This is a genomic window from Aeromonas molluscorum, from assembly GCF_051376105.1.
Classification (GTDB): domain Bacteria; phylum Pseudomonadota; class Gammaproteobacteria; order Enterobacterales; family Aeromonadaceae; genus Aeromonas; species Aeromonas molluscorum.
The window spans coordinates 1,301,860-1,316,898 of record NZ_JBPQCY010000002.1; the positions used below are offsets into that span (position 1 = coordinate 1,301,860).

A 15,039-nucleotide genomic window follows, 5' to 3' on the forward strand; every position below is an offset into this window, starting at 1 on the left:
ATACAATGGTTTCATATTCTAATGTATCCGCAGTTATAGTTTCCTTTAACCCTGAAATAGACAGATTGCAGCATCTCATCGACTCTCTTCTGGTTAGAGTGAAAGACATTATCATTGTAGATAATTCAAACAAAGAGTTTAACTTGCAAAGTAAGCTTTTTTTAAGTGAGAATGTGGTGCTGCTATCTGATGGTGAAAATAAAGGTATAGCCCAAGCACAGAATATGGGGATACTATTTTCACGAGATCTTGGGCGAGATGCCGTTTGGATGTTTGATCAAGATTCTGAACTAGGCGAGCTTTCTCTTGAGGTTATGGTCAAAGAATTAAACTCCTTTGACGGTATGGTTGCTTCTATTGGTCCGACTATAGTAAATTATTTTAATAGTAAAGTCGAAATACCTAAAAAAAGAACTAAATGCAATAATGGATGCTTTTCTGTAGATCAAATTATTGCGAGTGGCAGTTTAACCCCCATCAACGTTTTTGATTGTATCGGTATGATGGAGGAGGACTTTTTTATTGATGTAGTCGATTTTGAATGGTGCTGGAGAGCTAAGAGTAAAGGTTATGCAATTCTTATTTCTAGTCAGAAAATGACACATTCTGTTGGTGAGGGGGATGAAAGTTATCTCGGCGGATTAGTTAGTATTAAGGTTGCTTCCCCATTTAGGCTTTACTACCAGGTTAGAAACTATATTACCTTGCTTGGTCGGCCGTATGTTCCAGTCCGGTGGAAGGTGAGAAACTTGGTTTTTTATTTTATTAAGTATTTTTATTTCGGTTTTGGTCGAAGTGATTCAGCTGCGTATAGGCATAATATTTACTCAGGTGTACGTGATGGAGTGAAACTGCGATTTAAGAGGCCGTGATAACTTAACTTTTTGAAAGTAGCATCGGTATAAAATTATAAGCTAATATCTCCATACTACTCTGCTGAGTTGAAAGTTATTTTTATTAAATTGGCGATTATATGAAAACTATACTAGTAACTGGTTCGAAGGGGTTTCTAGGCAGTACCTTTATTAGGGAACTGCAAGATAATCACTGTGTAAATATTATTGAGTTTGATCGGAGTTGCTCTATCAACTCTTTGAGTGAGAAAGTTATGGATGCTGATTTCATTGCTCATTTTGCTGGTGAGGTTAATCCAAACTGTACCGATGACGAATTTATTACGAGTAATGCCGGGCTTACAGAGTCACTGATTGAAGAATTAAGAATGGCAGGGAAATCTACCCCTATTTTATTCACCTCCACAATTCATGCTATCAACCCCAAAAATGCTTATGGTAAGAGTAAACAGGCCGCTGAAATTGCATTGGCTCACTATGCGCAGGAAAGCCAAGCTTTAGTATGGCTTTTCCGCTTACCTCATGTATTTGGCCCTGGATGTAAACCTAATTATAACTCGGCAATATCTACTTGGATTTATAACAGAATTAATAATATCGAGATTAATGTCTATGATAGAGATATTAAAATTAACTATTGTTATTCTAAAGAGCTCGCTAAGCAATTCTCTCAATTTGTCAATTGTGAGAAAGGCAGTTTTGGCATAAATGAAGTACAGCCAGAGAAGATATACCCAACAACTCTTGGCTGTGTTGTTGATATAATAGAGGCTATTAAGCTATCCCAAATTAACCCAAGTGATGACTTTGAGTCAAGGTTGATGGATACATATCAAAGTTATTTATCCATTTATAACGGCGACGTCTTTTTACCTTGAGTTGATTGGCTTTAATTGAATTTTTCATCCTGCGCTAAAATCAGCTATCTTAAGTTTCTATAATAGATTAGGTGAGGGCATTTTGTTCACAGTATTGCTTTCTGTATATTGTAAAGAGTCGCCATTATATCTATCCCAGTCTTTGAGTAGTATTTGGGATGATCAACATCAACAGCCTTCAACGCCGTCATTCACGCTGGTATGAGCGTGTATTATTCAGCCCTCCTGCCTTGTTCATCTTCGGGGCTTTGCTTGCGGTTTGCCTGCCTGCCATTGAGCGATGGGGCTTGGAGTTTTGGCATCACCTCGATGCCGTAAGAGTCAACACCCTGGCAGGTGCCTTTGTAGCCTTCCTGCTGACAGGGATAGTGCTCCAACGTTTCTTGCGCTACCCGGGGGCCAGCCCGGTGGCCTATATGATCCCCACGGTGACCACCCTCTATGGCGCCCTAGTCGGCATTCTCTTCTTCCTGCGCCTGCCTTACAGCCGGCAGGTATTGTTCGAGTCATATGTGGTGGCACTGCTCTGCTGCTGGCTTGCCTATTTTATCGGTCGCCGTTACCGGACACCCAAGTATGCATTGCTGCCCTTTGGAGACTATCAACCTCTTACGCAGCATACCTGCGTGCAGTGGCGTCTTCTGGACAAGCCTGATCTGGGCGCCGTGCGTTATGACGCTGTAGTGGCCGATCTGCGGGATGAAAAGCTGGCCGGTGAGTGGGAGCGTTTTCTGGCTCGGTGTGCCCTGGCCCATATTCCCGTCTATCACATCAAGCAGATCAGCGAAACCCTCACTGGTCGAGTGAAAATAGACCACCTCCATGAAAACCAGCTTGGCTCGCTACTGCCATCCCCTATTTATGCCTTCGTTAAAAGAGGGATGGACATACTGGCGGCGGTGATTGCGATACCGCTGTTTTCGCCCTTGATGCTGGTGACGGCAATCCTCATCAAGCTGGAGAGCCCGGGCCCCGTGATGTTCCTGCAAAATCGCGTGGGGAAGGGCAATCAGGATTTTCAAATTTACAAATTTCGCAGCATGTGCCAGAACTCAGAACAACATGGTGCCCAGTTTGCCCAGGATGGGGACATGCGTGTCACCAAGGTAGGCAAGGTGATCCGCAAGCTGCGTATCGATGAGCTGCCCCAGTTCTTCAATGTACTGAAAGGTGACATGAGTCTGATTGGGCCAAGGCCGGAACAACGGACCTTTGTTGATCAGTTTGAATGGGAGATCCCTTTCTATATGTATCGTCACATAGTGCGACCAGGGATCAGTGGCTGGGCACAGGTGGTGCACGGCTATGCCGCTGATGCAGATGATACCCGCATCAAAATTGAACATGATTTTTACTACATCAAGCACTTCTCGCTCTGGCTGGATGTACTCATCGTGTTCAAGACCATTCGAACCATACTGACTGGTTTTGGCGCACGGTAATCCCTGATGCGCATTTTGTTGTTGGGGGCTCGTGGCCAGTTGGGACGAGCCCTTTCTTCTGCTCTCTGTATCCAGCAGCCTCACTGGCAGATTCTTGCTTTAGGGCGAGACGAGTGTGATATCGCCGATCCGTTCTCCCTGATTAGCACCCTGGATCGCCATTATCCGGATGTCATCATCAATGGGGCGGCCTATACGGCGGTCGATCTTGCGCAATCAGAGCCTGAACTCGCAGAGCGAACCAATCACGCAGCCGTGGCAACCCTTGCCCGGGAGGCAAATGCGCGGGGCGCCTTGCTGGTACATTTCTCTACCGACTATGTGTTCGATGGCAGTGGAAGCAAGCCCTGGACTGAGATGGACAAACCTTGCCCTCTCAATGTCTATGGCGCCAGCAAGTATGCCGGTGAGCAGGCAATAAAAGCGCTATGTCCTAACCACTTGCTCCTTCGAACCAGCTGGCTCTATGGTGGGGAGGGGAGGCATTTCGCCCGGACCATGCTTCGCCGCGCCAGAGAAGGAGGGTCTCTTCAGGTGGTGGATGATCAATGGGGAGCGCCTACCCAGGTTCATTGGCTGGCAAGTGCAGTAGTGCTTGCCTTGGTGCAAGTGTTGAAAGAGCCGAACAAGAGAGGGCTGTATCATCTGAGCTGTCAGGGGGAGACAAGCTGGCACGGTTTTGCCTCTGCCTTGGTGCGAGAAGCGTGTAGATTTGGGCACTTGATGCAGCCGGTTGACGTTGCCCCCATCTCTTCGGCGCACTGGCCTCAGGCTGCGCGCCGCCCTCTCAATTCCAGGCTCGACTGCCGATTGTTCTCCAGCGTTTTTGGTATCGGGTTGCCTTCTTGGCAGGAGAAGATGACGGCCTGGCTGGCAATCCGCAAGTAGCTGCTGCCTATTTGAGAAAGGTCTATGGCCTGTTATTAGGTTGATCCTGATGTAATACTGCCCCTCGTCCTTTATCTAAAGCCTTAGATGAGGTATCAATCCCTTGCTATTCCCGACGTCAAACTGCTGCGCCCAACTCGCCACAGGGATGAACGAGGCTATTATATGGAAACCCTGCGTCAGGATGAGTTTGAGCGCCACTGTGGCGCTTACACCCTGGTGCAAGATAATCACAGTCACTCCAAGCAGGGCACCCTGCGTGGACTTCACTACCAAGTGGATAAACCACAGGGAAAGTTGGTGAGAGTCGTTCGTGGCATCATCTTCGATGTGGCGGTCGATGTACGCCAGGGATCAGCTTCATATGGGAAGTGGGTTGGCCAGTTCCTGTCAGAGGAGAATGGCGACCAAATGTGGATCCCCCCCGGTTTTGCTCATGGTTTCTATGTATTGAGCGAGGGTGCCGATGTCCTCTATCGATGCAGTGACTACTACTCTCCGACGGGGGAGTGTGGTTTTCGCTGGAACTCTCCGGAATTGGCTATTACTTGGCCAATGTTGGCTGATACCCCGGTGCTACTGTCTGACAAGGATGCTACTGCACCTCTTTTCCCGCCATTCTGAATTAGGGGAAGACCGTAATTTTGTGGCATAATTGCTGATTCAAAATAAGAACCTTAATTTAATCAATAAGGTAACCCATGGTGAAAATTGCCGTAGCGGGGACCGGCTATGTCGGTCTGTCCAATGCCGTGTTGCTTGCACAGCATAATGAAGTGGTCGCGCTGGATCTGGTCGCCCAAAAGGTTGAGTTGATCAACCAGGGCAAGTCTCCCATCGCCGATGCCGAGCTTGAGCATTACCTTGCTCACGAGCCGCTCAATTTGACGGCCACCCTGGACAAGCATCACGCCTATCAAGGGGCTGATTTTGTCATCATAGCGACCCCGACCGATTACGATGCCGATACCCACTATTTCAATACCCGCTCGGTCGAGGCGGTGATCAGGGATGTGATGGCCATCAATCCTACGGCGGTGATGGTGATCAAATCTACCGTTCCAGTGGGTTATACCAAGGCGCTCAAAGAAGAACTTGATTGTGATAACTTGATGTTTTCACCAGAGTTCTTGCGAGAGGGGCGGGCACTTCATGACAACTTGCACCCCTCGCGCATCATAGTGGGGGAGCGCTCCGAGCGGGCTGAGCGGTTCGCCGCCCTGCTGCAGGGCGGCGCCGTCAAGCAGGACGTGCCGGTACTGCTGACGGACAGCACCGAGGCGGAAGCAATTAAGCTGTTTGCCAATACCTACCTCGCCATGAGGGTAGCCTACTTCAACGAGCTGGATACCTATGCCCAGGCTCATGGTCTGGACAGTCGCCAGATCATCGAAGGGGTGGGGCTGGATCCGCGCATCGGCAGTCACTATAACAACCCCTCCTTTGGCTATGGTGGTTACTGTTTGCCCAAGGATACCAAGCAGCTGCTTGCCAACTATGACAATGTGCCCAACAACCTGGTACGGGCCATTGTCGATGCCAATACCACCCGCAAAGACTTCATTGCCGACTCCATCATTCGTCGCAACCCCAAAGTGGTCGGTGTCTATCGTTTGATCATGAAATCGGGTTCCGATAATTTCCGCGCCTCTGCCATTCAAGGGGTGATGAAGCGGATCAAGGCAAAAGGGATCGAGGTGGTGGTGTTTGAGCCCGCGCTCAAAGAGCAGACCTTCTTCAACTCCCGGGTCATCACAGACCTGGCAGAGTTCAAGCAGATATCCGATGTGATCCTCTCCAATCGCATGGCAAGCGAGCTGGGCGATGTCGCAGAAAAGGTCTATACCCGGGATCTGTTTGGTAGCGACTGAGCAGAACGCAATGATTGAGGCCACATCTACACGCTGTAGAGGTGGTTTATCCCAAGGCTATTGAAGGTGTTCCCATGAAGTATCTGGTCACAGGCGCCGCTGGTTTTATTGGCTTTCATCTGGTGCAGCGACTCTGCGCTGACGGCCATGAGGTGATCGGTATCGATAACCTCAATGATTATTACGAGGTGAGCCTCAAGGAGGCACGCCTCGCGCAGCTGGCCCCTCTACCTGGTTTTCGATTTATCCGACTGGATCTTGCCGATCGTGCAGGCATGGCCAAGCTGTTTGCCGATGAAGGATTCGAACGGGTTGTTCATCTGGCTGCCCAGGCGGGCGTGCGCTATTCCCTCGATAATCCTTTTGCCTATGCCGACAGCAATCTGGTGGGGCAGCTCACTGTACTGGAAGGGTGCCGTCATCATGGTATCGGCCATTTAATCTACGCTTCGTCCAGCTCGGTCTATGGCCTCAATGATCAGATGCCCTTCGCCACCACAGATGGCGTGGATCACCCCATTTCGCTCTATGCGGCCAGCAAGAAGGCCAATGAGCTGATGGCGCACAGCTACTCCCACCTCTATGGCCTTCCCACCACTGGCCTGCGTTTCTTTACCGTCTATGGCCCCTGGGGCAGACCCGACATGGCACTGTTCAAGTTCACCAAGGCTATCCTGGCGGGCGAGCCCATCGATGTGTATAACCAGGGCCAGCTGTCCCGCGACTTTACCCATGTGGATGATATCGTCGAGGGGATAATGCGGGTGGCGGACCATGTGCCGACTGCCAACTCTGAGTGGACGACGAGCCAAGGTGCGAGGGATCAGAGTTCGGCCCCCTACCGTCTGTTCAACATAGGTAATGGCAGCCCGGTACGACTGCTCGACTTTATCGAGGCGTTGGAGCAGGCCATCGGCAAACCGGCCATCAAGAATATGATGGCGATGCAGCCCGGTGATGTACATGCCACCTGGGCCGATACCCGGGGCCTGTTCGATGCCGTTGGCTATCAGCCACAGATGACGGTGGCAGCAGGTGTCAAAACCTTTATCGACTGGTATCGTGGTTACTATCAACAGGCTTGAATCGGCATAATTCGCTGCAATCCTTGCCGTAGCCGATCAACCCATCCAGTTTCCAAATAAGAGAAATGTGACAGCATGAGCAATCAAGATCCTACCTTGTCTACCCAGCAAACGGCATTACCGCCAGGTTGGTCTCAAAGCCGAGCCAGTGATGAGATTGATTTGAGAGAGCTTGTCGTGACGCTCTGGCGCAGCAAGCTGCTTATCCTCGGTGTCGCTGGTCTGTTTGCGGCTTGTGGTATCGCCTATGCCTTGCTGGCGCCGCAAGTCTGGGTCAGTCAGGCCGAGATAAAGCAGCCGACGCTCAAGGAGATAGAGTCGCTCGAGCTCAACATCAACCAGTTGATGAACGCCCAGGTACCGGAGACCGCCTTCACCGCCTTTGAGAAGAAGGCGCTATATGATGATTTTGTTAATAACTTCAACAGTTTCAATAATAAACGCCAGTTTTTGACAGAAAAGGGTTATCTCGACGCCGAGGCTGCCAAATCCGAGCTGACGGAGGAAAAAGGCAAGCGCTTGCTGCTCAAGAAGATGGCCGAAGGGATCGATGCCAAGGCCCCGGACAAGCTGAGCGAGAATATCATCCTCTCCTTCGCTGCGGGCACGGCAGAAGAGGCCAAGCTGCGTCTGGAGCAATACATCGACTTTATCCAGAGTCTGGAGTCTGCCGCCAAGGGCAAGGAACTGGATACCATCTGGCAGAACCGGCTCAAGACGTTGCAGACCCAGTATGAGAGTGCCAGGGCCGACACCCTCAAGCAGTTGCAAGACGATGTCCTTCGCACCCAATACAGTCTGCGCATCAGTCGTGCTGCCGGAATAGACTCTCCGGTTGAAAACCTCAATGCACGGGATGGCTTCGCCATCGAATGGGGTTCCCGCGCCCTGGCCGAGAAGCTCAAGGTATTAAAGGAGATCGACAACCCCTATATTCTGAACCCGGCCCTGAGCGATCTGCGCCTGAAATTGAGCAGTCTCCAGGCCATCAAGCTCGAAGAGCTGCCATTCCACTCTTTCGCATATTTGGCATCGCCCAGTGAGCCCCTGTCTCGCGATAAACCCAAGCGCCCCTTGATTGTGGTATTGGCCACCTTGCTGGGTGGCATGCTGGGGGTCGGCATAGTGCTGGTGCGTTATGCCTTCCGCGAACAAGGCAGCGCCAAGTAACACCATATCTGCATGATGAAAGAGGGCTTAGGCCCTCTTTTTTATTTTTTGAGACAAAGGGTTATGCTGGGTGAATAGACAATCTCAGGATGCTGGCCAGATGCTGGAAAAAGGATTTTTTGGACTCTTCGCGCTCTATTTTTTGTTGGGAATGCATTTCTTCATGCACAACCCCGGCGGATCAGGCCTCTACCTGCCGTTCAATGCCTGGGGCTGGATGTTTGCCAGCCTGGCCATTGGGCTGGGGCTCTGGCAAGTCACTCTGCGTCAGCGGCTAATCTGGTCATCTTTGCAGGGCTGGTTCTGGGGGGGGGCTCTCCTGCTGCTGTTGCCCATGGCCTATCCCGGTTTTGAGTTAAAGGATTATGCCATTCCCCGTTTGCTGGGGCTCTTTGCCGGTATGCTGTTCCTCTCTTGCCTCTACCAGTGGGCGTTGGATGCAAGCAGGTGTGAGCGCTTGCTCTATCTGGTATTGGGCGCCGTAGCGATTGAGGCGCTCCTCGGGCTGATAGAGTATTACCTGCTGGTGCCGGGCAACTGGCTCGGTTATGACACCCGCAACAATCGCCCCTATGGCATCTTCCAGCAGCCCAATGTGATGGCAAGCTTCATGGCGACCGGTCTGGTATTGGCGGCCTGGTTGGAGGGGAGGGGGCGGCTGGCGGGGCCCTGGCTCACAGGGTTACGTTATGGCCTCATGCTGGCGTGCCCCCTGCTGCTGGTGGTCTTGCAGTCTCGGGTGGGGCAGCTTGGCGCTTTGCTCGGCGTGATCTTGCTGCTGCCCATGCTGAAAGAGCGCAAGTTGGCTGCCAGGGTATTGCTGCTGGTCGCACTCGGCATCTTGCTGGGTTTGGCATCCCAGTTGTTGGTTGCCGGGGCCAAACGAGGGCTTGAGGTCTATCAGTCCGGCGGCATGAGATCCATCTACTGGCCCTATGCCATCAAGCTCATTATGCAGGCCCCCTGGAGTGGTTGGGGTTATGGCAGTTTTGAGTCGGTATTCTTGCATCACTACATGGCTGACAAGGCGCTGCAGCCAGAGATGGTGCAGATTGAATACAACCTGGATCACCCCCACAACGAGTTTCTCTACTGGGCGGTGGAGGGGGGCATAGTCCCTATGCTGGGCATGCTGTTGATGGGCGGCGCTATCTTGTGGCGCCTGAGCCAGACCCGCTGGCGCCAGGGGCTGGCTCTGCTGGCCCTGGTCACACCCATATTGCTGCACAGCCAGACGGAGTATCCCTTCTACCACGCCATCGTTCTCTGGTGGGTCTTGTTGCTGCTGCTGTTCGTGCTAGATAGCGAGGTGGAGGAGCAAGCGCCAGGGCCTGATTGGCGCGAACATGTCTATCGTCCCTGGCTGCTGCTGCGTTTTCTGGCCATTGGCATACCTCTGCTGGTCGTGCCTTTCATGCTCACCGCCATTCACACCGCCTGGGTCGTGACCAAATATGAGCGGGGTGGCTACAAGCAGCCCGCCTTGTTGCTGGAAGTAGTCAATCCCCTCGCCTGGCTGACCCGAGTCGAGTTCGACGTCAACTCGGTGCGTCTCCTGGTGGGCTTGCAAGCCCACAACCAGCAGGAGCTGATGGCCTATCTTGACTGGGGTCAGGAGTTTGTGCGCCATACCCCGAGAGCCAATATCTACGCCAACATGATAGTTGCCCTCAATGCCCTGGGGCGAGAGGAGGAGGCCAAGGCCCTGCGCCAGCAAGCATTGCTGCTCTATCCGGCCGATCCCCTGCTGACGGGCAAGGCGGCCTCTGTGGCCACTGCACTGGAGAAACGGCCCGCGGTTTCGGCCAGCTCAGCGGCGATACAGGCGCCTTAGCTGGCAGCGGCGCTGGGGGCCGCCGCCGACTGCATGGATGTGCGAGGGATTGATTGAGATGTGGCCGGGGCTGCTGTTTGTTTCGCCAAGGCCATGGCTTTATCGCAAAATCAGGGCGCCAGGCTGGACGGGGGGCTCCCGCGGGATAAGATAGGGCACTGAACGCAATATCTTGTTTATAAAGGGAGTCTGCAATGGAGTTGGTATTAGGCCCATTAGAAGCCCGGGTGATAGGTTGCCTCATCGAGAAAGAGATCAGCACGCCGGATCAATACCCACTGTCTCTCAATGCCCTGGTCAATGCCTGTAACCAGAAGAGCAACAGAGATCCCGTGCTGGAGCTCGAAGAGCTGCAGATCCGCGCCGTGGTCGACGAGCTGATCCGCAAGCGGCTGGTGGTCAATACCGCCGGTTTCAACGCCCGGGTGCCGCGTTATCAGCACAGGTTCTGCAATACCGAATTTGGCGATCTCAAGTTCGATGCCCAGGCGCTGGGTATCGTCTGCGAGCTGTTGCTGCGTGGCCCTCAAACGCCGGGTGAGTTGCGCTCTCGTACCAACAGGCTCTGCCAGTTTGAGGATGTGACTCAGGTCGACATCGTATTGAATGAGCTGATGGAACAGGGGCCCTATGTGGTCAAGCTGGCCCGTGAACCCGGTAAACGGGAATCCCGCTTTGCCCACCTGTTCAGTGGCGAGGTGACCGGGGTCGCGAGTGACGAAGTGAGTGCCGACTCAGGGCGCCAACCTGGCAGCAGCGGCGCTCGCGCCTTCAACTCGGTGCTCGGTGAGCGTGTCGAAACCCTGGAGACGGAAATCAGCGAGTTGCGTGCCCAGCTGGCGGCCTTGAGTGCGCGCCTGGATGAGTTGACGTCCTAAGCACCTTCTCTGCCCGATGAACCAGGGCGCTGTCATGAAAGAGACAGACAGCTCTGGTTCATTGCCTGCCGGCCCTGGCCGCGCCCAAGAGTCGTTATCCCCGCACGTTCCCGCCTTTATCTTCTCATCAGCATGCACTGACGCCCTCTCTTTGCTGCGAAAACGCCCATCCGGATGAACGGGCATTTCCGGGGCAAGCCATTTTATTTGCGTTATTTCATGGTTAAGGGTCGAGCCGAAGGCGCTTTCCCGGTAAAATTCCGCTTTTGCTCCTTCGCGTGAGTCTTGATGTCTGCACCAACCTTGTCTCCAGATTGTTATGCCTTGCTCGGCGAGCTGCAGTTGCAGCGTGCCGTGAGTACCCGCTATCTGCAAGAACAGCTGCCGCTGGGCCAGGTGTTGATCGACAAGTTGACGCAGCTGCATGACGAGGGACTGATCCGGCTGCGGGGCGAGCAGCTCTGGAGTCTGAGTGCCGAGGGAACACTGGCGCTGATCCTCGGAGTTCGTCAGGGACACTGTCCCATGCCTGACTGGTCGCGGGTACCTAGCCTGACCGGCCAGGATCCCGTTCAGGCCCTGGTGCGCTCCCTCTGTCTGGGGGCTGACGGCGAGCCGCCAGCCTATCTCAATGGTGCCGATCTGCTGGCCCTGCTCGACGTACCCGAGTCCCACGCCCTGCTCGCCGGAGCCAGTCCCCAGTGGCAGCGTATCCTGCTCGAACACTTCGCCCTGCAGACGAGCCTCGATTGTCCACCGTCCCCCTGGCCCCTGGCCGAGGTGACAGTGACGACCGAGTTGCAGCCCTGCTATCAACAGCTGGCTGCCCAATGGCACTGGCTGTGCGATGACGGGGGGGAGCAGAGCGCGGTGCCACAAGACAGGGTTCCCGATCACCCCAATGGCTGGCCAGAGCTGATGACCCTGGCTGAGCGAGGGGGGAGTGCGCCTCTGGCAGAGGCGCTGATGAGTGCCCTCAGTCAGTGGCAGTCACGCCATGGCAAGGGTCAGTATCCACATAATTTCATGACGCTGCTCTGGCTCGGCTGGTTGCAGCAGGCGGATCCCGAACTTGCCAGCAGCCAGCGCAAGTTGTGGCAGCGCAGCCTGGGTCAGCAGCAACCCTTGCTGCAGGATCTGATCGCCCAATGGGCGGGGGATCGCCACGGTCAGGCGGTGGGGCTGTTTGATACCTTGCAACTGCCCGCCGACGAACTGCACTGGGGCTACCTCTGGCTCGATCTCTGTGCCCTGGCCCGCCACGGTGGTCAGAGTCCACAAGTCGCCATCTTGCACAAGTGGGATCTGGACGAGCTGCTCGGCGTGGCGCCTCGCCATCGCCTGATGGGGTTTTGTCAGGATCTGTTGCGCCAATTGCTCGGCCAGGCGGCCAGGCAAGGCCCCCTCGATCGTCTTGTCCTCGACGTACAAGCGAGCGGAGATGAGAATGACGACGATGACAAGGGGGCGGCATCGGCCAGCTGGCTCAACTGGCTGCAAGGGCTGGGGCGCGCCAGCGGGGGGCGAAAAAACAAGGAGCAACTGGTCTGGCTGTTACATGCAGAAGGGCCCGAGCTCGAATGCAAGATCCAGAAACAGAGCACCAAGGGAGAGTGGACCGCGGGTCGCCGGGTCGATCCCGGCCTGCTCTCCACGCAATATGCAGCCCTGCTCGATGAGGAGGACTGGGCGCTGGTGCGGCTGCTGCCGCGCAACATGAGTCGCTTGCCGGATGAACTCTGGCCTGTGCTCGCCCAGCATCCGCGTCTGCTCAATGCCAAGGGGCAGAAGCTGCAGCTTGCCCTGAGTGCCCCCTTGCTGCAGATAGTGGTGGAGGATGCGGGCATGCGCGGTGTGCTGAGCCCGGCGCAGGCCAGCAAGGGTGCGCACATAGTGCCGCTGGCCCAGGATCTGTGGCAGTTGATGCTGACGCCGCCCGGCCTGCAGCCCTTGCTGCCCGCTCTGGCGTCGATCCCGCCCCTGCCAGGGGAGGGGTTGGCTGCCCTGCAACAGACACTCAACGCCATTCCTGGATTGCCCTGGCACAGCGAGGTGGCTGGGCTCCAAGGCAATGTCGAGCTCAAGTCCTGGCCCGGATTGGCGTCGGTCCAGCTCGACTGGCAGGATGGCCAGCTTGCGGTCCGGCTGGTCACTCAGCTCGATGAGATGCCCGCCTTGCCGCTGGGCAAGGGGGAGGCCGTGGTGCGCCAGGGGATGAAAGAGTCACTCTACTGGCTGCGGGACCTGGCTGAGGAGAAGAGGGAGGCCCAGAGCCTGCGTAACCAGCTGCCCATCGACTTGCCCGGTACCGAATGGTTGCTGCAGGGGGAGCAGGCACTCTCCCTGGTCAATGCCCTGCCCGAGCTGGTGGAGCAGCAGATACGCATCCACTGGCATCAGGACAGCGCCCGCCTCAAGAGTCTGGATGAAGCGGCCCTGAGCCTGCGTATCGAGCGGCGCCAGGATTGGTTCCAGGTTGAGGGCAGCCTCAGTCTGGATGAACATGAAATCCTGGATCTGAGACTCATTTTGCGCCAGTTGACCCCGGGCCAGCGTACCGTCCAGCTCGATGAGCAGACCAGTCTGGTGCTGAGCGACAAGCTGGTGGAGCGGCTCACCATGCTGGGGGCCATGCTCGACGAAGAGCAGAGGGTCAACACCCGGCTCGCCTATCCGCTGACCCGCCTGCTCTCGGTGATCAGCACTCAAGGGGACAGCGCCTGGCAGGAGTTGCAGGCGGAGTGGCAGCAGGAGGTGGATTGCCCCCCTGAGCTGCTCACTCCGTTGCGGGATTATCAGAAGGATGGGGTGCGCTGGCTCGCGACCCTGGCCCATCACGGCTTTGGCGCCTGCCTCGCCGATGACATGGGGCTGGGCAAGACGTTGCAGGCTCTCATCGTGCTGCGTATGCGCCAGCACCTGGGCCCCGCCCTGGTGGTGGTACCCAAGTCAGTGGTCACCAACTGGCAGGAGGAGGTGGCTCGCTTCGCCCCCGAACTGGAGGTGGTGACCTTCGAGCCGGGCATGGACAGAGAGGCGCAGATCGCCGAGGCCAGGCCGGGTCAGCTGGTGCTGGTCAACTACGGCATGCTGGGTGGACTGGCCGCGGCGCTCAAGGGGCGTCGCTGGTCAAGCATGGTGCTGGATGAAGCCCAGCAAATCAAGAACGCCGGTACCCAGCGTGCCAAGTTGCTGTTCCAGCTCGATGGCGATTTTCGTCTGGCCCTGTCGGGCACGCCGATCGAAAATCATCTGGGGGAGCTGTGGAGTCTGTTTACCTTTATCAACCCGGGGCTGCTTGGCAGCCTGGGCGAGTTCAAACGTCGCTTCGGCAAGGCGGTGAAGGATCCGGAGCACATGGCGCTGCTGCGAGCCGTGATCAGCCCCTTCATCCTGCGTCGCCTCAAGCAGCATGTGTTGACCGAGTTGCCGGACAAGACGGAGATAGTGCATCACATCAGCCTGTCGGCCGAGGAGCGCCAGCTCTATGAGGCGACCAGGCGCGAGGTGGTGCAGCAGGTGCAAAGTGCCGATGGCCGCGCCCTGATGCACGTGCTGAGCGGGCTGACCCGGTTGCGGCGTCTGTGCTGTTCCCCTTCCCTCATCATGCCGGAGTGGGCCTATAGCAACAGCAAGCTGGACGAGGCCATGGCCCTGCTTGGCGAGGCCATAGACAACGGTCATCGGGTGCTGGTCTTCAGCCAGTTCGTCGACTTGCTTAGCCTGCTGCGCGAGCGCATTGGCAAGCGAGGCTGGGATTACTGCTACCTGGATGGTGGTTGCTCCGCCAAGTCGCGTCAGGAGTCCATCCTGAGATTTCGCAACGAGCCGGTACCGCTGTTTTTGATCAGCCTGAAGGCGGGAGGGACGGGTCTTAACCTGACCCAGGCCGATACCGTCCTGCACCTGGATCCCTGGTGGAACCCGGCGGTGGAGGATCAAGCCAGCGATCGGGCCCACCGCATGGGCCAGACCCAGCCGGTGACCGTCTATCGCCTGGTGTGCGAACAGACGGTGGAGGAGAAGATAGTGGCCCTGCACGACGAAAAACGCGCCCTGGCTGATGGTCTGCTCAGCGGCCAGTCCGAGGTGAGAGGATTGGATGTGGAGAGCCTGCGTGCCCTCTTGATGGGCTGACG

At 55.5% G+C, this 15,039-nt stretch carries 11 protein-coding genes; all 11 read left to right on the forward strand.

Annotation, left to right across the window (positions count from 1 at the left end):
• The first annotated feature begins 5 nt into the window (after window positions 1–5).
• The 11 genes from ACSMDR_RS16620 (at window position 6) to ACSMDR_RS16670 (ending at window position 15,037) form a co-directional block, all read left to right on the forward strand.
• Complete coding sequence (locus tag ACSMDR_RS16620; protein WP_436468953.1) at window positions 6–872, forward strand: glycosyltransferase family 2 protein; 867 nt, start codon at window positions 6–8, stop codon at window positions 870–872.
• 101 nt (window positions 873–973) lie between these two features.
• Window positions 974–1,732, forward strand: coding sequence for an NAD-dependent epimerase/dehydratase family protein (locus tag ACSMDR_RS16625; protein ID WP_436468954.1), 759 nt, complete (start codon window positions 974–976; stop codon window positions 1,730–1,732).
• Between the two features lie 287 nt (window positions 1,733–2,019).
• Complete coding sequence (locus tag ACSMDR_RS16630) at window positions 2,020–3,174, forward strand: sugar transferase (RefSeq protein WP_436468955.1); 1,155 nt, start codon at window positions 2,020–2,022, stop codon at window positions 3,172–3,174.
• A gap of 6 nt (window positions 3,175–3,180) precedes the next feature.
• A complete protein-coding gene (rfbD, locus tag ACSMDR_RS16635; RefSeq protein ID WP_436468956.1) occupies window positions 3,181–4,062 on the forward strand; it encodes a dTDP-4-dehydrorhamnose reductase in 882 nt (293 codons plus the stop codon).
• Between the two features lie 87 nt (window positions 4,063–4,149).
• On the forward strand, window positions 4,150–4,686 hold the full coding sequence (rfbC, locus tag ACSMDR_RS16640) for a dTDP-4-dehydrorhamnose 3,5-epimerase (RefSeq protein ID WP_436468957.1): 537 nt from the start codon (window positions 4,150–4,152) through the stop codon (window positions 4,684–4,686).
• A gap of 77 nt (window positions 4,687–4,763) precedes the next feature.
• A complete protein-coding gene (locus ACSMDR_RS16645; protein ID WP_436468958.1) occupies window positions 4,764–5,933 on the forward strand; it encodes a nucleotide sugar dehydrogenase in 1,170 nt (389 codons plus the stop codon).
• Window positions 5,934–6,007: 74 nt separating this feature from the next.
• A complete protein-coding gene (locus tag ACSMDR_RS16650) occupies window positions 6,008–7,018 on the forward strand; it encodes an NAD-dependent epimerase (protein ID WP_436468959.1) in 1,011 nt (336 codons plus the stop codon).
• 162 nt (window positions 7,019–7,180) lie between these two features.
• Entirely contained in the window at window positions 7,181–8,188 is a 1,008-nt protein-coding gene (locus ACSMDR_RS16655) for an LPS O-antigen chain length determinant protein WzzB (protein ID WP_436468960.1), read from the forward strand.
• A 100-nt stretch (window positions 8,189–8,288) separates the two neighbouring features.
• A complete protein-coding gene (locus ACSMDR_RS16660) occupies window positions 8,289–10,022 on the forward strand; it encodes a PglL family O-oligosaccharyltransferase (protein ID WP_436469342.1) in 1,734 nt (577 codons plus the stop codon).
• Window positions 10,023–10,216: 194 nt separating this feature from the next.
• Window positions 10,217–10,900 (forward strand): YceH family protein, encoded by a 684-nt coding sequence (locus ACSMDR_RS16665; RefSeq protein ID WP_005900681.1) that lies wholly within the window; start codon window positions 10,217–10,219, stop codon window positions 10,898–10,900.
• A gap of 288 nt (window positions 10,901–11,188) precedes the next feature.
• Complete coding sequence (locus tag ACSMDR_RS16670; protein ID WP_436468961.1) at window positions 11,189–15,037, forward strand: DEAD/DEAH box helicase; 3,849 nt, start codon at window positions 11,189–11,191, stop codon at window positions 15,035–15,037.
• Window positions 15,038–15,039 lie beyond the last annotated feature (2 nt).